20 protein-coding genes are annotated in these 18,999 nt (G+C 71.5%); 6 read left to right on the top strand and 14 right to left on the bottom strand.

What is annotated here, in order from left to right:
- Positions 1-30: 30 nt before the first annotated feature.
- Positions 31-2,079: an APC family permease gene (locus M8H82_RS05055; RefSeq protein WP_250071195.1), complete on the bottom strand. Its 2,049-nt coding sequence runs from the start codon at positions 2,077-2,079 to the stop codon at positions 31-33.
- 404 nt (positions 2,080-2,483) lie between these two features.
- Between M8H82_RS05055 and M8H82_RS05050 the strand changes: the two genes are divergently transcribed.
- The gene (locus tag M8H82_RS05050) at positions 2,484-3,155 is read left to right on the top strand and encodes a TrkA family potassium uptake protein (RefSeq protein ID WP_250071194.1); all 672 of its coding nucleotides are present in this window, start codon (positions 2,484-2,486) and stop codon (positions 3,153-3,155) included.
- Positions 3,155-3,832 carry a TrkA family potassium uptake protein gene (locus M8H82_RS05045; RefSeq protein WP_250071193.1) on the top strand — a complete coding sequence of 226 codons (678 nt, stop codon included), beginning with the start codon at positions 3,155-3,157 and terminating at the stop codon, positions 3,830-3,832. The genes M8H82_RS05050 and M8H82_RS05045 overlap by 1 nt, the downstream gene beginning before the upstream one ends.
- Before the next feature lie 84 nt (positions 3,833-3,916).
- Here the strand turns inward: M8H82_RS05045 and M8H82_RS05040 are convergent, their stop codons facing one another.
- Both M8H82_RS05040 and M8H82_RS05035 read right to left on the bottom strand, forming a co-directional pair.
- Entirely contained in the window at positions 3,917-4,636 is a 720-nt protein-coding gene (locus M8H82_RS05040) for a DUF3159 domain-containing protein (protein WP_250071192.1), read from the bottom strand.
- Positions 4,637-4,639: 3 nt separating this feature from the next.
- A complete protein-coding gene (locus M8H82_RS05035) occupies positions 4,640-5,038 on the bottom strand; it encodes an OB-fold nucleic acid binding domain-containing protein (protein ID WP_250071191.1) in 399 nt (132 codons plus the stop codon).
- A gap of 132 nt (positions 5,039-5,170) precedes the next feature.
- Here M8H82_RS05035 and M8H82_RS05030 point away from each other — a divergent pair, with 132 nt between their 5' ends.
- Together M8H82_RS05030 and M8H82_RS05025 are read left to right on the top strand one after the other, a co-directional pair.
- The gene (locus M8H82_RS05030; protein WP_250071190.1) at positions 5,171-5,740 is read left to right on the top strand and encodes a TetR/AcrR family transcriptional regulator; all 570 of its coding nucleotides are present in this window, start codon (positions 5,171-5,173) and stop codon (positions 5,738-5,740) included.
- A gap of 11 nt (positions 5,741-5,751) precedes the next feature.
- The gene (locus M8H82_RS05025; protein ID WP_250071189.1) at positions 5,752-6,897 is read left to right on the top strand and encodes a GDSL-type esterase/lipase family protein; all 1,146 of its coding nucleotides are present in this window, start codon (positions 5,752-5,754) and stop codon (positions 6,895-6,897) included.
- Here M8H82_RS05025 and M8H82_RS05020 read toward each other — a convergent pair.
- The 5 genes from M8H82_RS05020 to M8H82_RS05000 form a co-directional block, all read right to left on the bottom strand.
- Positions 6,894-7,577 carry a response regulator gene (locus M8H82_RS05020; protein WP_250071188.1) on the bottom strand — a complete coding sequence of 228 codons (684 nt, stop codon included), beginning with the start codon at positions 7,575-7,577 and terminating at the stop codon, positions 6,894-6,896. The genes M8H82_RS05025 and M8H82_RS05020 overlap by 4 nt on opposite strands.
- A complete protein-coding gene (locus M8H82_RS05015; RefSeq protein WP_250071187.1) occupies positions 7,574-10,135 on the bottom strand; it encodes an ATP-binding protein in 2,562 nt (853 codons plus the stop codon). Before M8H82_RS05015 ends, M8H82_RS05020 begins: the two co-directional genes overlap by 4 nt.
- Before the next feature lie 133 nt (positions 10,136-10,268).
- Positions 10,269-11,030, bottom strand: coding sequence for a DUF3710 domain-containing protein (locus M8H82_RS05010; protein WP_250071186.1), 762 nt, complete (start codon positions 11,028-11,030; stop codon positions 10,269-10,271).
- Between the two features lies 1 nt (position 11,031).
- Positions 11,032-11,583 carry a dUTP diphosphatase gene (gene dut / locus M8H82_RS05005; protein ID WP_250071185.1) on the bottom strand — a complete coding sequence of 184 codons (552 nt, stop codon included), beginning with the start codon at positions 11,581-11,583 and terminating at the stop codon, positions 11,032-11,034.
- Positions 11,580-12,164 carry a PaaI family thioesterase gene (locus tag M8H82_RS05000; protein ID WP_250071184.1) on the bottom strand — a complete coding sequence of 195 codons (585 nt, stop codon included), beginning with the start codon at positions 12,162-12,164 and terminating at the stop codon, positions 11,580-11,582. The genes dut and M8H82_RS05000 overlap by 4 nt, the downstream gene beginning before the upstream one ends.
- Before the next feature lie 58 nt (positions 12,165-12,222).
- Between M8H82_RS05000 and M8H82_RS04995 the strand changes: the two genes are divergently transcribed.
- A complete protein-coding gene (locus M8H82_RS04995) occupies positions 12,223-12,681 on the top strand; it encodes a DUF3093 domain-containing protein (RefSeq protein WP_250071183.1) in 459 nt (152 codons plus the stop codon).
- A gap of 55 nt (positions 12,682-12,736) precedes the next feature.
- On the opposite strand, the gene M8H82_RS04990 is transcribed toward M8H82_RS04995, so the two are convergent.
- From M8H82_RS04990 to M8H82_RS04975, 4 genes are all read right to left on the bottom strand, one after another.
- Positions 12,737-13,678, bottom strand: a complete 942-nt coding sequence (locus M8H82_RS04990; protein WP_250071182.1) for a hypothetical protein — start codon at positions 13,676-13,678, stop codon at positions 12,737-12,739.
- A gap of 13 nt (positions 13,679-13,691) precedes the next feature.
- Positions 13,692-13,988, bottom strand: coding sequence for a DUF4193 domain-containing protein (locus tag M8H82_RS04985; protein WP_005481602.1), 297 nt, complete (start codon positions 13,986-13,988; stop codon positions 13,692-13,694).
- Positions 13,989-14,399: 411 nt separating this feature from the next.
- Entirely contained in the window at positions 14,400-15,635 is a 1,236-nt protein-coding gene (locus M8H82_RS04980) for a HAMP domain-containing sensor histidine kinase (RefSeq protein ID WP_250071181.1), read from the bottom strand.
- Between the two features lie 6 nt (positions 15,636-15,641).
- Complete coding sequence (locus M8H82_RS04975) at positions 15,642-16,295, bottom strand: response regulator transcription factor (protein WP_250071180.1); 654 nt, start codon at positions 16,293-16,295, stop codon at positions 15,642-15,644.
- A gap of 416 nt (positions 16,296-16,711) precedes the next feature.
- Between M8H82_RS04975 and M8H82_RS04970 the strand changes: the two genes are divergently transcribed.
- A complete protein-coding gene (locus M8H82_RS04970; protein ID WP_250071179.1) occupies positions 16,712-16,885 on the top strand; it encodes a hypothetical protein in 174 nt (57 codons plus the stop codon).
- 76 nt (positions 16,886-16,961) lie between these two features.
- Here the strand turns inward: M8H82_RS04970 and M8H82_RS04965 are convergent, their stop codons facing one another.
- Together M8H82_RS04965 and M8H82_RS04960 are read right to left on the bottom strand one after the other, a co-directional pair.
- Positions 16,962-17,777 (bottom strand): inositol monophosphatase family protein, encoded by an 816-nt coding sequence (locus M8H82_RS04965; RefSeq protein ID WP_250071178.1) that lies wholly within the window; start codon positions 17,775-17,777, stop codon positions 16,962-16,964.
- Between the two features lie 8 nt (positions 17,778-17,785).
- Positions 17,786-18,913, bottom strand: coding sequence for a ferrochelatase (locus M8H82_RS04960; RefSeq protein WP_250071177.1), 1,128 nt, complete (start codon positions 18,911-18,913; stop codon positions 17,786-17,788).
- Between the last annotated feature and the right edge of the window lie 86 nt (positions 18,914-18,999).

Below are 18,999 nucleotides of genomic sequence, written 5' to 3'. Positions count from 1 at the left end.
CAACAGCCGCCGGGACAACAGCCCACCAGTCTACGACTGTTTCGAGGAGTCCTTCGCCCGCTCCTGGGCCGGCCCCCGCCGCACGGAACCCGGCGCGTTCCAGTCCTGCCGCTTGCGGGCCCGCTTCTTCGCGACCTCGGAGGACTGGAGCTGGTAGGGCACCGACGTCACCATGACACCCGGCGTGAACAGCAGCCGGCCCTTCAGCCGCAGGGCGCTCTGGTTGTGCAGCAGATGCTCGTACCAGTGGCCCACGACGTACTCGGGGATGATCACGGACACGGCGTCGCGCGGCGACTCGCGGCGCAGGTTCTTGACGTAATCGATGATCGGCCGGGTGATCTCGCGGTAGGGCGAGTCGAGGACCTTCAGCGGTACGTCGATGCCGCGCCGCTCCCACTCGGCCTTGAGGGCCTTGGTCTCGGCCGGGTCGACGTTGACGCTGAGCGCTTCGAGGGTGTCGGTGCGCATCAGCTTGGCGTAGGCGAGGGCGCGCAGCGTGGGCCGGTGGATCTTGGAGACGAGGACCACGGAGTGCACCCGGGAGGGGCGGACGCTGTCGTCGGTCGGGCCGTCGGGCGCCGCGATCTCCTCGGAGACCCGGTCGTAGTGCTTCCGGATCGCGGACATGACCGCGTAGAAGATCACCATGCCGAGCAGGGCGACCCAGGCGCCGTGGGTGAACTTGGTGACCAGGACGACGACCAGGACCAGGCCGGTGAAGAAGGCGCCGAAGGTGTTGATCGCGCGGGAGCGGATCATACGGCGGCGTTTCGCCGGGTCGTTCTCGGTGCGCAGATGGCGGTTCCAGTGCCGGACCATGCCGGTCTGGCTGAGCGTGAAGGAGACGAACACGCCGACGATGTACAGCTGGATCAGCCGCGTGGAGTCGGCGCCGTAGATCCACACCAGCAGGATGGCCGCGCCGGCCAGGAGCACGATGCCGTTGGAGAACGCGAGGCGGTCGCCGCGGGTGTGCAGCTGGCGGGGCAGGTAGCGGTCCTGGGCGAGGATCGAGCCGAGCAGCGGGAAGCCGTTGTACGCCGTGTTCGCCGCGAGGAAGAGGACCAGGGCCGTCGCGGCGGCCAGCAGGATGAAGAAGAAGGTGCCGTCGCCGAAGACGGCGGCCGCGACCTGCGAGATCACCGGGTCCTGGACGTAGTCGTCGCCGACGGCCGCGCCGTCGTGAATGAGGTCCTTGGCCGGGTTCTCCGCCATGTGCACGTCGGTGGCCATGGCGAGCCCGATGATGCCGCAGAACATGGTGACCGCGAGGCCGCCCATGAGGGCGAGGGTGGTCGCCGCGTTCCTCGACTTGGGCTTGCGGAAGGCGGGGACGCCGTTGCTGATCGCCTCGACACCGGTGAGCGCGGCGCAGCCGGAGGAGAAGGCGCGCAGCAGCAGGAAGACCAGCGCGAAGCCGGCCAGGCCCTCGTGCTCGGGCTTGATCTCGTAGTCGGCGGTCGGGGACTTCATGGTCTCGTCGAGGACCAGGCCCTGGAACGCGCCCCAGGCGATCATGACGAAGACGCCGGCGACGAAGACGTACGTCGGGATCGCGAAGAGCTTGCCGGACTCCCTCACCCCTCGCAGGTTCATCAGCGTCAGCAGCACGATGATGCCGATCGCGCAGAACACCTTGTGCTCGACGACGAACGGGACGGCGGAGCCCAGGTTCTCCACGCCGGAGGAGATGGACACGGCCACGGTGAGGACGTAGTCCACGAGCAGCGCGCTGGCCACGGTCAGCCCGGCCCTGGGGCCGAGGTTGGTGTTGGCGACCTCGTAGTCGCCGCCGCCGCTCGGGTAGGCGTGCACGTTCTGCCGGTAGGAGGCGACGACCGTGAACATCAGGACGACGACCGCGACCGCGATCCAGGGGCTGAAGTGGTACGCCGACACGCCCGCGATGGACAGGACCAGCAGCACCTCGCCGGGCGCGTAGGCCACGGAGGACAGCGGGTCGGAGGCGAAGACGGGTAGTGCGATGCGCTTCGGCAGGAGCGTTTCCCCGAGCCGGTCACTGCGCAGTGCGCGCCCGATCAGGATCCGTTTGGGCACGTCGGTCAGTTTGGACACAACAGAGGATCGTAGGCCTTCGAACGAGCTGCCGCCCACCCGCCACCCCTCTAATCGGCGGCCCCTGCTCTCCGGGTGAAAACAGGGGTGGCGGAGCTGCGGATTCCGTAGGCCGGGGCGTCGGCATGTCTATATGACTGAACCCGCCGATTCTTCCGGCCGTTGCCGCCCTCCGGAGGTCCCATGGACACCACCGCCCAGCTGATCGGCGCCGTCGCCGCGCTCGTCGGCCTCGGAATCCTGACACTTGCCAGCGTCCGCAGCATCAGCCGCCGCTGATCGTCCCGGTCCGAACGGCAACCGTGCACAGGGGTGCCGACGTCCTACCGCGCGTGTGTAGCTTGGGCGTCGATCTGAGACCCTGATCTGGCTGAGCAGTAACTCTTGACTTCGGAAGGACGGTCGTGCACATCGTCATCATGGGCTGCGGAAGAGTGGGTTCCGCTCTCGCCCAGACCCTGGAGCAACAGGGGCACACGGTCGCTGTGATCGATCAGGACCCCACCGCCTTCCGCCGACTCGGCCCCGGTTTCGGTGGCCGCCGGGTCACCGGCATCGGCTTCGACCAGGACACCCTGCGCGAGGCGGGGATCGAGGAGGCCGGCGCCTTCGCCGCCGTCTCCAGCGGCGACAACTCCAACATCATCTCCGCGCGCGTGGCCCGCGAGATGTTCGGCGTGGAGAACGTCGCGGCCCGTATCTACGACCCCCGCCGTGCCGAGGTCTACCAGCGTCTGGGCATCCCCACCGTGGCGACCGTGCGCTGGACCGCCGACCAGATGCTGCGCCGGCTGCTCCCCTCGGGCGCCGAGCCGCTGTGGCGCGACCCCACCGGTGGCGTCCAGCTCGCCGAGGTGCACACCTCCCCGTCCTGGGTGGGCCACAAGATCAGCAGGCTCCAGGAGGAGACGGGCGTCCGCGTGGCGTTCCTGACCCGCCTCGGTGAGGCGATCCTGCCCAGCTCGCAGACAGTGCTGCAGGAGGGCGACCTGGTGCACGTGATGATGCGCACCGACGAGGTCGACAAGGTCGAGGCGGCGTTCGCCAAGGGTCCCGAAGAGGAGAGCGGTCACTGATGAGGGTCGCCATTGCCGGTGCCGGCGCCGTCGGCCGCTCGATCGCGGGCGAGTTGCTGGAGAACGGCCACGAGGTCCTGCTGATCGACAAGGCGCCGACCGCCATCTCGGTCGAGCGCGTCCCGCAGGCGGAGTGGCTGCTCGCCGACGCCTGCGAGATCACGTCCCTGGACGAGGCCGCGCTCCAGCGCTGCAACGTCGTGATCGCCGCGACCGGCGACGACAAGGTGAACCTGGTCGTCTCCCTGCTGGCGAAGACGGAGTACGGCGTCCCGCGCGTCGTCGCCCGCGTCAACAACCCCAAGAACGAGTGGCTCTTCAACGAGTCCTGGGGCGTCGACGTGGCCGTGTCCACCCCCCGCCTGATGTCCGCCCTGGTCGAGGAGGCGGTCAGCGTCGGCGACCTGGTCCGGCTGCTGCGCTTCAGCCACGGCGACGCCAACCTCGTCGAGCTGACCCTGCCCGAGGAGTCGGCGCTGGCCGGCACCCAGGTCGGCGACGTGGAGTGGCCGCAGGACACCTCGCTGGTCACCATCATCCGCGGCACCCGGGTGCTCACCCCGACCCGCGACGACTCCCTGGAGGCGGGCGACGAGCTGCTGTTCGTGGCCGCCCAGGCTCGCGAGGAACAGCTGGAGGACCTGCTCTCGGTGCGCCGCGAGCAGCCGGCCGACTGAGGCCGTACGACGACGAAGGGCGCCCCGGGATCATCCGGGGCGCCCTTCTTTCGCGTACTGGGGCCTGCGGCTCCTCGCGTGGACTCAGTCGGCGGCCTGACGTTCCTTCTCGGCCTTCTCCGCCGCTTCCATCTCCGCGAACACGTCGATCGGGGCGGGGGCCTTGGCGAGGAAGACCCAGGTCAGCCAGACGGCCAGCAGGAACGGCGGGATCTTCAGGGCGACCAGGACCCAGCCCAACTGCTCGGTGTCCGCCCACCAGTACAGCGGGAAGAGGATCGCGCACTTGGCGAGCAGGATCGCGCCCCAGGCGTAACTGGCCTTGGCGTACGCCTTCTTGCGCCCCGGGTTCCGCTTGCGCCAGGAGAGGTTCTCCTTGAAGACCGGGCCGAGGATCAGGCCGATCAGCGGGACACCGCACAGGGTGGTGATGATGTACGCCAGGCCCAGACCCAGGGTGTAGAGCATGCCGGGCAGGTAGAAGTCCTTGGCGTTGCCGGTCATCATCGCGAAGACGACACCGAAGGCGACGCCGAAGACACCGCTGAAGGCGTGCTTGACGGTGTCCTTCATCACCAGGCGGACGGCGACGAGCAGCAGGGACACACCGAGCGCGGCGATCGCCGACAGGTGCAGGTCCTTGTTGATGGTGTAGATGGTGACGAAGAGCAGTCCGGGCAGCACCGTCTCGACCATGCCGCGCAGGCCGCCGAAGGCCTCGAACAGCGCGTCCTGGGTCACTGCCCGGGAGTCGTGCCCGCCTTCTGCGGTGGTGTCTTCGGTCGGCTTGTCGAGCGACGTCACCGGCTACTCCCGTCCGAGCGGTCTCAGTTCGTATTTCGGGTTGAACAGCACCCGGCGGCCCCGGCTCATCGAGATCCGGCCCGATGCGATCAGCTTGCGCCCCGGCTCTATGCCCACGATGGAGCGTCTGCCGAGCCACACCACGTCCAGTGCGGCGGAGCCGTCGAACAGCTCGGCCTCCAGGGCCGGGACCCCGGCACGCGGCCGCAGGGTGACCGTGCGCAAGGTACCAGTAACCGTGACTATCTGTCGGTCGCGGCAGTCACCGATGCGGGTGCAGCCGGCCGTCGCGGAGTCCTCGCGCAGTTCCTCGGACTCCAGGTCCTCCTGCGACGAGGAGAGCCGGTCGAGCATGCGCCGGAACCGGCCCGCCGGTTTCTCGGATCGAGGAACAGAACTCATGTCTGAAGCGTACCGGGGCGCACCAACCCCTTCGTAACCCCGGAGCGGGCCCGGACCGGGGCGAGCACATACCCCCTTGCCTAAAGCCTTTAGGCAATCCCATACTGGCATTCGGCAAAAGGAAGGGCGGTCATGGTACGCGCAGGACTCACCCCGGAGCTGCTGACCCGGGCCGGGGCGGAGCTCGCCGACGAGGTCGGCTTCGACCGGGTGACCGTCTCGGAGCTCGCCCGGCGGTTCGACGTGAAGGTCGCCAGCCTGTACTCGCATCTGCGGAACTCCGAGGAGCTCAGGACCCGGATCGCCCTGCTCGCCCTGGAGGAGCTCGCCGACCGCGCGGCGGACGCCCTGGCGGGCCGGGCCGGCAAGGACGCCCTGACCGCGTTCGCCGACGTCTACCGCGACTACGCCCGCTCCCACCCCGGCCGCTACGCCGCCGCCCGCTACCGCCTCGACCCCGAGACGGCGGCCCGCAGCGCGGGGGTCCGGCACGCCCAGATGACCCGGGCCGTCCTGCGCGGCTACGACCTGACCGAGCCGGACCAGACCCACGCCGTCCGCCTCCTCGGCAGCGTCTTCCATGGCTACGTCGACCTGGAACTGGCCGGCGGCTTCAGCCACAGCTCCCCCGGCAGCGAGGAGTCCTGGACACGGATCCTGGACGCCCTCGACGCCACCCTGCGCAACTGGCCCCCCTCCTGAAAGCCCACTCCATGCAGACCGCACCCCTGACCCCCGCCCTCGTGCGCGGCGCCCTCGAGCTGGAGCACACCGAGCACGGCCTGCTCCCGCACCGGCTCCCCGCCCGGGCCCGCGCCCAGTGCGCCGACCCCCAGCTCGCCATGGTGGAGTCCCAGCCCTCCGGCGTACGCCTCGCCTTCCGCACCCGGGCCACCACCGTCGAACTGGACACGCTCCCCACCAAGCGGTCCTACGTCGGCGTCCCGCCCCGTCCGGACGGCCTGTACGACCTGCTCGTCGACGGCATCCTGACCCACCAGGCCGTGGCGGCCGGCGGCAACACCCTGATCGTCGACATGGCCAGCGGCTCCACCGAGCACCGCCCCGGACCGGTCGCCACCCTGCTCTTCTCCGGGCTGCCCGCCCGGGACAAGGACGTGGAGATCTGGCTGCCGCACAACGAGACCACCGAACTGGTGGCCCTGCGAGCCGACGCCCCCGTCAAACCCCTGCCCGACCGCGGCCGCACGGTGTGGCTGCACCACGGCAGCTCCATCAGCCACGGCTCCGACGCGGCGAGCCCCACCGGCATCTGGCCCGCCCGCGCCGCGACCCTGGCCGGGGTGGAGCTGATCAACCTGGGCTTCGGCGGCAGCGCCCTCCTGGACCCCTTCACCGCCCGCGCGATGCGGGACACCCCCGCCGACCTGATCAGCGTCAAGATCGGCATCAACCTGGTCAACCTGGACCTGATGCGGCTGCGCGCCTTCACGCCCGCCGTCCACGGCTTCCTGGACACCATCCGCGACGGCCACCCCGACACCCCGCTGCTGGTCGTCTCCCCGATCCTGTGCCCCATCCACGAGGACACCCCGGGCCCGGGCGCCTTCGACCCGGAGGCCCTGCGCACCGGAGGCCTGAAGTTTCAGGCACTGGGCGACCCCGCGGAACGGGCCGCCGGAAAACTGACCCTCACGGTGATCCGCGAGGAACTGTCCACAATCGTCGAGCAACGCGCCCCCGAGGACCCCAACCTCCACTACCTCAACGGCCTCGACCTCTACGGCGAACAGGACTGGGCCGAGCTCCCCCTCCCCGACGACCTCCACCCGGACGCGGCCACCCACCGCCTGATCGGCGACCGCTTCGCCGAACTCGTCCTCAAGGCCCGGTCCTAGCGCTCGAAGCGGTACCCCATCCCGGGTTCCGTGATGAAGTGCTTCGGGTGCGAGGGGTCCGCCTCCAGCTTCCGTCGCAACTGGGCCATGTAGACCCGCAGGTAGTTCGTCTCCGTCCCGTAGGACGGTCCCCAGACCTCCTGCAGCAGCTGCTTCTGGCCGACCAGCCGCCCGGCGTTGCGGACCAGGACCTCCAGCAGGTGCCACTCGGTCGGCGTCAGCCGGACGTCGGCCCCGGCGCGGTTGACCTTCTTGGCGGCCAGGTCGACGGTGAACGTGCCCGTCTCGACGATCACCTCCCCCTCGCCGCCGCCGAGGGGCTCGGCGCGCCGGACCGCCGCCCGCAGCCGGGCCAGCAGCTCGTCCATGCCGAACGGCTTGGTGACGTAGTCGTCGGCGCCCGCGTCCAGCGCCTCGACCTTCTCGTCGGAGGAGTGCCGGGCGGACAGCACGAGGACGGGCACCCGGGTCCAGCCGCGCAGGCCCCGGATGACGTCGACGCCGTCCATGTCCGGCAGACCGAGGTCGAGGACGACCACGTCCGGGTGGCGGGCGGCGGCGAGCTCGAGGGCGCCGGCGCCGTCGTACGCGGCGTCCACCTCGTACTTGCGGGCCTTGAGGTTGATCACCAGGGCGCGCACGATCTGCGGATCGTCGTCGATCACGAGCACCCGGGTCATGGGGCCTCCTGCCTTTCGGGTTCCGGTACGTGCGGTACTGCGGGCCGGTCGAGCTCGTCGGCGGCGACGCGGAGCGTGAGCACCATCGTCAGGCCGCCGCCCGGGGTGTCCTCCGCGTTCAGCGTGCCGCCCATCGCCTCCGCGAACCCCCGCGCCACCGCGAGCCCGAGCCCCACCCCGGCCCCGCGCGGCGCGTCACCGTACCGCTGGAAGGGCGCGAAGATCCGCTCCTTGGCGTCGTCGGGGACACCGGGCCCGCGGTCCACGACCCGCAGCTCGACGCGGTCGGCGAGAGAGCTGGCGGAGACGAGGACCCGGGAGCCGGGCGGGCTGTACTTGACGGCGTTCTCGACGACGTTGGCGACCGACCGCTCCAGCAGCCCGGGATCGACGGCGACGATGGGCAGGGTCTCCGGGATGTCGAGTTCGACGCTGTCCTCGGGCACCCCGCCGAGCGCCACCGGCACCACTTCGTCCAGGCCGGTCCCGCGGACGATCGCGCTGACCGTGCCGGTCTGCAGGCGGGACATGTCCAGGAGGTTGCCGACCAGGTGGTCGAGGCGGTCGGCGCCCTGCTCGATCCCCGCCAGCAGCTCCGCCTCGTCCTCCGGCGACCAGGCGACGTCGTCCGACCGCAGACTGCTCACGGCCGCCTTGATCCCGGCGAGCGGGGTGCGCAGATCGTGGCTGACGGCGGCCAGCAGCGCCGTACGGATGCGGTTGCCCTCGGCCAGCGCGCGGGCCTGCCCGGCCTCCGCGCGGAGCCGGCGCCGGTCCAGGACGACGGCGGCCTGCGCGGCGAACGCGGCCAGCACCCGGCGGTCCTCGGCGGGGAGCACCCGGCCGGTGAGCGCCAGCGCCAGGTGATCGCCGACCGGCACGTCCACGTCCGCGTCCTCGGGCCGCCGCACCGGTCCGCCCCGGCCGACGCTGCCCGCGCAGGTCCACGGATCGAGGTCGCCCGCCCGCTCCAGCAGGGCCGCCGACTCCATCCCGAAGGTCTCGCGGACCCGTTCCAGCAGCGCCTCCACGCTGGTCTCGCCGCGCAGCACGTCACCGGCGAGGAAGGAGAGGATCTCGGACTCGGCGCGCAGCCGGGCGGCCTGGTGGGTGCGGCGGGCGGCGAGGTCGACCACCGAGGCCACCGACACCGCCACGGCCACGAAGATCACCAGGGCCAGGATGTTCTTCGGGTCGGCGATGGCGATCCGGTGCACGGGCGCGGTGAAGAACCAGTTCAGCAGCAGCGACCCGGTCAGCGCCGAGGCGAGCGCGGGCAGCAGTCCGCCGAGCAGGGCCGCCGCCACCGTCAGGGTCAGGAACAGCAGCATGTCGTTGGTGAGGCCCGGGTCCGCGTCGGCGTGGGTCAGCAGCAGGGTGAGCAGGGCCGGACCGCCGACGCCGGTCAGCCAGCCCCACACGATCCGGGACCGGCCGAGCCGGGCACCCCGGGCGACCGGCAGCCCGCGCCCCTTGGCGGCCTCCTCGTGGGTGACGATGTGCACGTCGAGGTCGGGCCCCGACTCCCGGGCGACGGTCGCTCCGACGCCCGGCCCGAAGACGTACTGCCAGGTCTTGCGGCGCGAGGAGCCGAGCACGATCTGGGTGGCGTTCACCCCGCGCGCGAAGTCCAGCAGGGCGGCCGGGACGTCGTCGCCCACGACATGGTGGAAGGTGCCGCCGAGCTCCTCCGCGAGGGTGCGCTGCACGGCGAGTTCCTCGGGCGAGGCGGAGGTCAGGCCGTCGCTGCGGGCGATGTAGACGGCGAGCACCTCGCCGCCGGCGCCCTTCTCGGCCAGCCGCGCGGCCCTTCGGATCAGGGTGCGGCCCTCGGGGCCGCCGGTGACTCCGACCACGATCCGCTCGCGCGAGCCCCAGATCCTCGACACCCGGTGCTCGCCGCGGTAGGTGCGCAGGTACTCGTCGGCCCGGTCGGCCACCCACAGCAGCGCCAGTTCGCGCAGGGCGGTGAGGTTGCCGGGCCGGAAGTAGTGGGACAGAGCGGCGTCGACCTTGTCGGGCCGGTAGACGTTGCCGTGCGCCAGCCGCCGGCGCAGGGCCTGCGGGGACATGTCGACGAGCTCGATCTGGTCGGCGCGGCGCACCACCTCGTCCGGCACGGTCTCCCGCTGCCGTACGCCGGTGATGGACTCCACGACGTCACCCAGCGACTCCAGGTGCTGGATGTTGACCGTCGATATGACGTCGATCCCGGCCGCGAGCAGCTCCTCGACGTCCTGCCAGCGCTTGGCGTTGCGGGAGCCGGGGACATTGGTGTGGGCGAGCTCGTCCACCAGTGCCACCCGGGGCCGCCGGGCGAGGACGGCGTCGACGTCCAGCTCGGGGAAGGTGCCGCCGCGGTGGGTGGGCTCCCGGCGCGGGATCCGCTCCAGGCCGTGCAGCAGCGCCTCGGTGCGCGGCCGGCCGTGATGCTCCACGAACGCCACCACGCAGTCGGTGCCCCGCTCGGCACGCCGGTGCGCCTCGCAGAGCATCGCGTACGTCTTGCCGACGCCCGGTGCCGCACCGAGATAGATCCTGAGCCTGCCGCGTCCCACAGCGTCGACCTTACGACCCGCAAACCCGGCATTTGCCACCGGGTGCGCCGGCCGGGGCGACCTTGACGCAACCCTGACGCGCACGGGAAAGGGCCGCACCCCTCGGGGGTACGGCCCTCTCGCTCATGGCTGTCTAGCGGACCTCGGTGATCTCCGGTCCGCGCTGCAACTGCCCCATGCCGCCGGAGAACCGGGATCCGGCGTCCTCCTGCTGGACCCCCTCGGGGACCATCTGGGCGTCGTTCGGCAGCTTCAGGACGATCGGGTCGCGGGGCGCCATCGGGCCCTCGCCGCGGACCACGACCGTGTCCCGGAAGATCTGCTCCAGCAGCCCGGCCGCCTGCGGCTGCACCGCGCCCTGGCCGGAGATCACTCCGCGCAGGAACCAGCGCGGACCGTCCACACCGACGAACCGCACGACCTGGAAGCCGCCCGTGCCGTCCGGCAGCTGCACCGGGACCTGCGCCCGCAGCTCCCAGCCCAGCGGACCCTCGACCTCGTCGATGATGCCGCCTTGCTGGGTGATGCCGGAGCCGATCTCCTCGCGCACCTCGCCCCAGATGCCCTCGCGCTTGGGGGCGGCGAAGGCCTGCAGCTGGATGGCGCTGTCACGCAGGACGACGGTCGCCGCGACGATCGCGTCGCCCGCGACCTCGACCCGCAGCTCCATGCCCTCGACTCCGGGCACGAAGAGCCCGCCCAGGTCGACCCGGCCCTCGCCGGGCTCGCGCACCTCGGTGCTGTCCCACGGTCCGTCGGGCCGCGGCTCCGGCTCCAGCCGCACGCGCTCGCGCGTGCCCTCGTCGTCCGCCTCGGTGTCGACGCCGTCGACGACCTGCTCGGGCTCGCCGGCCGCGTCCTCGGCGGCACCCTTCTTCTTGCGACGTCCGAACACGTCACTGTCCTTCCCGGTCGGATACGACCGAAGCGTATCTAGTCCCACCCGTCGTGCCGCCCTCGGCGGCCTGACCGCTTGTGCCGGGCTCGCCGTCCACGGCGGCGTGCCCACCGGTGGACCCGAAGCCCCCCTCGGCCCGCGCCGAGCCGGGAAGCTCCGCGACCTCCTGGAAGCGGACCCTCTCGACCTGCTGGACGACCAGTTGGGCAATCCGGTCGAAGCGCTCGAACCGCACGGACTCGCGCGGGTCGAGATTCACCACGATCACCTTGATCTCCCCACGGTACCCGGCATCAACCGTCCCCGGGGCATTCACCAGGGCGACACCGCAGCGGGCGGCCAGACCGGATCGTGGGTGCACGAAGGCCGCGTACCCCTCAGGGAGCGCCACAGACACCCCCGTCGGCAGCACCGCGCGCTCCCCCGGCGCCAGTTCGCGGGCTTCGGTGGTGCGCAGATCCGCGCCGGCGTCGCCGGGATGCGCGTACGACGGCAGCGGTACGTCCGGGTCGACGCGGCGGATCAGCACGTTCAAGGGGTCACGGCTCACGGGTTCACCTCGAAGGCGCGGGCCCGCCGCACCTGGTCCGGGTCGCTCATGGCCGCCTGGATCTCCTCCTGGCGGCCGTTGTCGATGAAGTGGTCGACCTTGACCTCGATGAAGAGCCCGTCGGCGCGGACGGCGACGGGCCCTTCGGGGCCGCCGACGCGTCCGGTGGCGGTGCAGTAGATCTTCCGCCCGGCCACCGCGGTCACCTCGGCCTGCAGATGCAGCACGGTGCCGACCGGCACGGGCAGCCGGAAGTCGGTCTCCAGGCGCCCGGTCACGGCAATGGTCCGCAGCAGCCAGTTCAGCGAACCGAGGGTCTCGTCGAGCGCGGTCGCGAGGATGCCGCCGTGCGCGAGGCCCGGCGCGCCCTGGTGCTCGGGGCGCACGGTGAACTCGGCGGTGAGGGTGACCCCTTCACCCGCCCGCGCCTGGAGGTGCAGCCCGTGCGGCTGCTCGCCGCCGCAGCCGAAACACTGGCCGTAGTGCGCGCCGAGCAGTTCACCGGGCGCGGGGGCGTCCGGGTGCCGGACCGGTTTCACGGCGTCGGCCGGGGGCTGAAGGTTTGCGGATGTACCACTCACAGCCGCAGACCTTACCCGCGCGTCGGCGCCTTCCGGACACCGTGCCAAGCTTGGATCCATGCAGCTCTCCGCCACCCCGTACGAAGAACGCCTCACCACCCCCCGCTCGTGGTGGCTGGTGTCGCTGCTGGCCGGCTTCTCGCTGGCGCTGATCCTGCTGCCCTTCGGCACCCTGCCGACGCTCGGCGGACTGGTCGGCGGCACGGCCGCGGCGGCCGTGGTGGCCAGTTCCTACGGCGCGGTCCGGATCCGGGTGGTGGGCGGCTCGCTGATCGCGGGCGACGCGAAGATCCCGGTCACGGCGCTCGGCGAGGCGGAGGTCCTGGACCGCGAGGAGGCCCGGGCCTGGCGCACGTACAAGGCCGACACCCGCGCCTTCCTGCTGCTGCGGGCCTACATCCCGACGGCGCTGCGGGTGGAGGTCACCGACCCCGAGGACCCGACGCCGTACCTGTACCTGTCGACGCGGCAGCCGGAGGCCCTGGCGGAGGCCATCGCGGCGGCGAAGGCGGCCTAGCGGCCGCCTGGCACACAGGGTCGAAGGCTCCCCGGAACAGGGGACCCGAAGCAGGTCATCCCCCTGACCGCCCGCGCCAGGGACGTCCGGGGCGGATCTCCTTCGCGACATCCCCCACCGTCAGCGGATCGGCCGGTGCCTCCAGCGGCGGGAGATCGGCCAGCGCGTCCCAGGGCACCTGGATCCGGCGCAGGTCCGCGCGGATCCGGTCGGCCAGCTTCTTGGTGTCCCGGCGGTTCATCAGCGCGCCCACGGCCGCACCGACCATGAACGGCATCAGGTTCGGCAGGTTGCGCACCATGCGCTTCATGATCTGCTGGCGCATCTGGTGCTTCATGTGGGTGTTCAGCGCCGTGCTGACGGTCGTCGGCTTGGTCACGTCGATGCCGCGCTCCCCCGACCAGGAGTCCAGGTAGGCGGTGGAGCGCTGTTTGAGGTTCCCCGGCGGGCGTACGCCGTAGACCTCGTGGAGTTCGGCGATCAGCTTCAGCTCGATCGCGGCCACTCCGGTGACCTCCGCGGCCAGCTCCGCCGGCATGGCCGGCGGCACGGGCAGCATCGCCGCCGCACCGACGCCCGCCCCGACGGTGGACGTCGCGGTCATCGCGCCCGCCACGAGCTTGTCGGCGAGCTGTTCGGGGCCGAGCCCCGGGAACTGTCTGCGCAGGGTCGCGAGGTCCCGTACGGGCACTCGCGGGGCGTTCTCGATGATCCGGTCGGCGAGGTGGGCGAGGCCCGCCTTCGCGCGGCTGCCGCCCTTGCGGACGCCTTCCGCGGCCTTCTCCCGGATCACCGCGGCCCGCCGCCGGGCGACGGGAGCCGGAGGCTGAGCCGGCACCGGCGGATTGCCGGAGCCGGCCGCCGGTTCGAGCGAGGCCGATCCGTCAGCGGATGAGCCTCGCCCGTCGTCACGCGCGCCGAAGGGGCCGCCGGGCGGCCCTTGGTCCGCTCCCCGGCCGGGGAAGCGGCGCTTCCAGGGAGGGGTCGAGCCAGTCACGGCCGACCCGCCCTCAGTCGCAGTCGCGGCAGATCGGCTGACCGTTCTTCTCCCGGGCCAGCTGGCTGCGGTGGTGCACCAGGAAGCAGCTCATGCAAGTGAACTCGTCCTGCTGCTTGGGCAGCACCCGGACGGCCAGCTCCTCGTTCGAGAGGTCCGCGCCGGGCAGCTCGAGGCCTTCCGCGGCCTCGAATTCGTCGACGTCCACTGCGGAGGTCGACTTGTCGTTCCGGCGGGCCTTGAGCTCTTCAAGGCTGTCCGAGTCGACGTCGTCGTCGGTCTTGCGTGGGGTGTCGTAATCCGTTGCCATGTCGCTCTCCCCCTCTGGGTGTCTGCGGTGTCTCCAGCGCACGTAACGCGTGAGAGGCCGGACTTGTGCCCGACCCGAGGCGGAGATTTTGCCTCACATCAAGGTCTGTTACTCAATCGACACCCAACCGGACTCCTCAAGAGTGATCGGCTTGGATGGCGATGCGGACCGTACACGGTCCCAATGCCGCACTTCAAAGGCGTCTCACCGTGTACTTCCCGTGATCAGGACCCCCGAAAACCCGGATTTTCCCGGCTTTCCGGCGGGTTGCATGATCACGGAGAGTAGATGGCCGGAAATTCGCCCTTGTGATCGATCACACACGGTACCTCGTGCGGCACGTCCAGAAAATTCCGCGCAAAGCGAACATGTCCGAGTGTCGCCTTGTCGATCTCCGCCGTGCGGCCGGTCTCAGACCGGCAGGGCGACTCTCATCACCAGACCACCGCCCTCGCGCGGCTGTGCCGCGATGTGACCGCCGTGCGCCCGGGCCACGGACCGGGCGATGGACAGCCCGAGCCCGACGCCCTTGTCGCTGCCGGTCCGCTCGGTACGCAGCCGCCGGAACGGCTCGAAGAGATTGTCGATCTCGTACGCCGGGACGACCGGCCCCGTGTTGGACACCACCAGCACCGCCTGGCCGTGCTGGAGCTCGGTGGTGACCTCGACCCAGCCGCCCTCGGGGACGTTGTACCGCACGGCGTTCTGCACGAGGTTCAGGGCGATCCGCTCCAGCAGGACGCCGTTGCCCTGGACCACCGCGGGGTCCCGCTTGCCGCGCATCTCCACGCCCTTGGCCTCGGCCTCGCCGTGCACCTGGTCGACGGCCTGCTCGGCCACCTCCGCGAGGTCCACCGGCTTGCGCTCGACGATCTGGTTGTCGCTGCGCGCGAGCAGCAGCAGGCCCTCCACGAGCTGCTCGCTGCGCTCGTTGGTGGCCAGCAGGGTCTTGCCGAGCTGCTGGAGCTCCACGGGGGCGTCCGGGTCGGACAGGTGCACTTCCAGCAGGGTGCGGTTGATCGCGAGCGGGGTGCGCAGCTCGTGCGAGGCGTTGCCGACGAAGCGCTGCTGCGCGGTGAAGGCCCGCTGGAGGCGCTCCAGCATGTCGTCGAAGGTGTCCGCCAGCTCCTTCAGCTCGTCGTCCGGGCCGTCCAGCTCGATCCGCCGGGACAGGTCGGAGCCTGCCACCGCGCGGGCGGTGCGGGTGATCCGGCCGAGCGGCGACAGGACGCGGCCCGCCATCGCGTAGCCGAAGGCGAAGGCGATCACGGCGAGGCCGAGCAGGGCCAGCAGGGAGCGGCTGAGCAGGGTGTCCAGGGCGTGCTGGCGTTGTTCGTTCACGCACTCGTTGAGCGCGCGGTTGAGCTCGTCCGCGGGAATCTTGGCGGCCCGCATGTTGCACATGTCACTGGAGACCTCGCCGGACAGGACCCGGAAGGGCAGGTCGCTGCCGACGTTCAGCGCGCTCGCGGCGAGCAGGTAGATGATCGACAGCAGCAGGATGCCGGCGATCAGGAACATGCCGCCGTAGAGCAGGGTGAGCCGTATCCGGATGGTGGGGCGCAGCCAGGGGAAGGGCTGCACCGGCCGTCTCGGGTCCCAGGTCGGCTTGGGGGGCGCCTGGGGCGGTACGGGGGTCGCGGCCATGGGGGATCAGATCCGGTAGCCGGAGCCGGGGACGGTGACGATGACGGGGGGCTCGCCCAGCTTGCGGCGCAGTGTCATGACGGTGACCCGGACGACGTTGGTGAACGGGTCGGTGTTCTCGTCCCAGGCCTTCTCCAGCAGCTGCTCCGCCGAGACGACCGCGCCCTCGCTGCGCATCAGCACCTCCAGGACGGCGAACTCCTTGGGGGCGAGCTGGACTTCCTTGCCGTCGCGGAAGACCTCGCGGCGGTTGGGGTCGAGCTTGATCCCGGCGCGCTCCAGGACGGGCGGCAGCGGCACGCTGGTGCGGCGGCCGAGGGCGCGCACGCGTGCCGTCAGCTCGCTGAAGGCGAAGGGCTTGGGGAGATAGTCGTCGGCGCCGATCTCCAGGCCCTCGACCCGGTCGCTCACGTCGCCGGAGGCGGTGAGCATCAGCACGCGGGTGGGCATGCCGAGTTCGACGACCTTGCGGCAGACGTCGTCGCCGTGCACGAGCGGGAGGTCACGGTCGAGGACGACCACGTCGTAGTCGTTGACGCCGATGCGCTCCAGGGCGGCCGCACCGTCGTACACGACGTCGACGGCCATGGCCTCCCGGCGCAGTCCGGTGGCCACCGCATCGGCGAGCAGTTGCTCGTCCTCGACGACGAGTACGCGCACGTCGCTGTTCCTTCCTGAGGTCCACTCGCATAGCGCCGCTGGGGCGCTCGAGCAGGGGTCTGGTGGGGTGTGGGCCTCCATCCTGCCCTTTTCGGCCATAAGTCGGCGGTAAGACGGGTGAGGGGCGCCCGCGGGGCTGCTGGGAGGCCCCGGGAATGCGGGATTTTCCGCGGGGGTTGAGGTTTCCGTGAGGGAGAGCAGGGGGAGGACGGCTTTACACCCCGCGATCACGCTCCGCTTGTGCCGCACCACCATGCGGTACGCGGCAATCCGCTTTCCGCAGAGCGGTCGTGGATGTCCGGCACCGTCGCCGCCCGGCAGGGGCAGCGCTGGGCACCCACAGGAGACGTGATCGCCCCTTCCGAACGGCACACCCCGGTGCCACCGACCCACGACCCAGGACGAGGGGGCACAGCATGGACGCATTCACCGCAGGGCTTCTGCAGCGCATAAGGGCGACCGAGTCCGACCTGACGCGGGCCCGCGACGAGGGCGACGACTTCCTCGTCGAGGTGGAGCAGGGCGAGCTCGACGACCTGCGCCGCCTCGCCGCGGAGCACGGCGTGGAAGTCAACGCGTACAGCGTCTGACCAGCACGTGCACACAGGGGCGGGCCCCCGGCGAATCCAGCGCCGGGGGCCCGCTCTCGTGCTGTGCCGGACGCGGTCAGTCGTGCCAGGCGCCGAAGTCCTCCAGCAGCCGCTGGAGGGGCTCGAAGACGCCCGGGGTGGCGGCAATCGCCAGGTCGCCCGTGGGGCCCTCTCCGGGCCGTCCACCGGTGACGGCGCCCGCTTCCCGGGCGATCAGGTCGCCCGCCGCGAGGTCCCAGGGGTGCAGGCCCCGCTCGTAGTAGCCGTCCAGCCGGCCCGCGGCCACGTCGCACAGGTCGACCGCCGCCGAGCCGGAGCGCCGGATGTCCCGCAGCAGCGGGATCAGCCGGTGGGCGATCTCGGCCTGGTGGACGCGGACCCCGGTCACGTAGTTGAAGCCGGTGGAGACCAGCGCCTGCTCCAGCGGCGGCGCCGGGCGGCAGGCCAGGGGGCGCTCGCCCTCCCAGGCACCGGTGGCGAAGGCGCCCGCGCCGCGGACCGCGTGGTACGTCTCCCCGCGCATCGGGGCGGCGACGACCCCGACCACCGTCTCGCCGTCCTGCTCGGCGGCGATGGAGACGGCCCAGGTCGGCAGGCCGTACAGGTAGTTGACCGTGCCGTCGAGGGGGTCGATCACCCAGCGGATCCCGCTGGTGCCCTCGGTGGAGGCGCCCTCCTCCCCGAGGAAGCCGTCGTCGGGGCGCCGATCGGAGATCAGGTCGGTGATCAGCTTCTCGGCGGCGATGTCCATCTCGGTGACCACGTCGATCGGGCTCGACTTGGTCCTGGCCACCGCGAGATCGGCCGGCCGGCCGTCCCGCAGCAGGTCGCCCGCGCGGCGCGCGGCCTGCCGGGCGAGCCGGAGCAGGTCCGTGTGGAGGGGGTTGGTCACGGCGCTCCTCATGCGTAGGGGCTGTCGGCGCCCGCGGCGGCGGGCCGGGGGGCGCGGGCCGGGCAGCAGCCGACCGGGCAGAGGTCGTGGCTCGCGCCGAGCGCGCCCAGGGCGCACGGGGTGACGGCCCGGCCGCTCTCGGCGGCGGCCCGCTCCAGGACCAGCTCGCGGACGGCGGCGGCGAACCGCGGGTCGGCGCCGACGGTGGCCGAGCGGCGGACCGGCAGACCCAGCTCCGCGGCCCTGGCCGTGGCCTCGGTGTCGAGGTCGTACAGGACCTCCATGTGGTCCGAGACGAACCCGATGGGCGCCATGACCACGGCCGGGACGCCGGCGGCGTGCCGCTCCTCCAGGTGGTCGCAGATGTCGGGCTCCAGCCACGGGATGTGCGGGGCGCCGGAACGGGACTGGTAGACGAGCTGCCAGGGGTGGTCGACGCCGGTGCGCTCGCGGACGCCCTCGGCGATGAGCCGCGCCACGTCCAGGTGCTGCCTGACGTACGCCCCGCCGTCGCCGTGCTCCCCGGCCGGTCCGGAGGTGTCCGCGGCGGAGACGGGGATGGAGTGGGTCGTGAACGCGAGGTGGGCGCCGTCCCGGACCTCCTCGGGGAGGTCGGCCAGGGACCGCAGCACACCGTCGGTCATGGGCTCCACGAAGCCCGGGTGGTTGAAGTAGTGCCGCAGCTTGTCGATCTTCGGCAGCTCCAGGCCCTCGGCCTCCAGGGCGGCGAGCGCGTCGGCGAGGTTCTCGCGGTACTGGCGGCAGCCCGAGTACGAGGCGTAGGCGCTGGTGGCGAGGACCAGGATGCGGCGGCGGCCGTCGCGCACCATCTCGCGCAGGGTGTCGGTGAGGTACGGCGCCCAGTTGCGGTTGCCCCAGTAGACGGGCAGGTCCAGGCCGTGGCCGGCGAAGTCCTTGCGCAGGGCGTCGAGGAGTGCGCGGTTCTGGTCGTTGATGGGGCTGACGCCGCCGAACAGGAAGTAGTGCTGTCCGACTTCCTTCAGCCGTTCCTTGGGGATGCCGCGCCCCCGCGTCACGTTCTCCAGGAACGGAACCACGTCGTCCGGGCCCTCGGGGCCACCGAAGGAGAGCAGTAGGAGGGCGTCGTAGGGGCTGGCATCGAGCGCGTCTGGCATGGGTCCGATCCTGCCACCCGGCACTGACGGCCGGGACGGGGCGGGGGGGTCGACCTGGGCCCCCGACCGGCCGATCGGGTGCATTA

This window comes from Streptomyces sp. YS415 (assembly GCF_023544665.1).
Classification (GTDB): Bacteria; Actinomycetota; Actinomycetes; order Streptomycetales; family Streptomycetaceae; genus Streptomyces.
The sequence above is the reverse complement of the archived record's forward strand: the minus strand, read 5'-3'. Positions and strand labels throughout refer to the sequence as shown.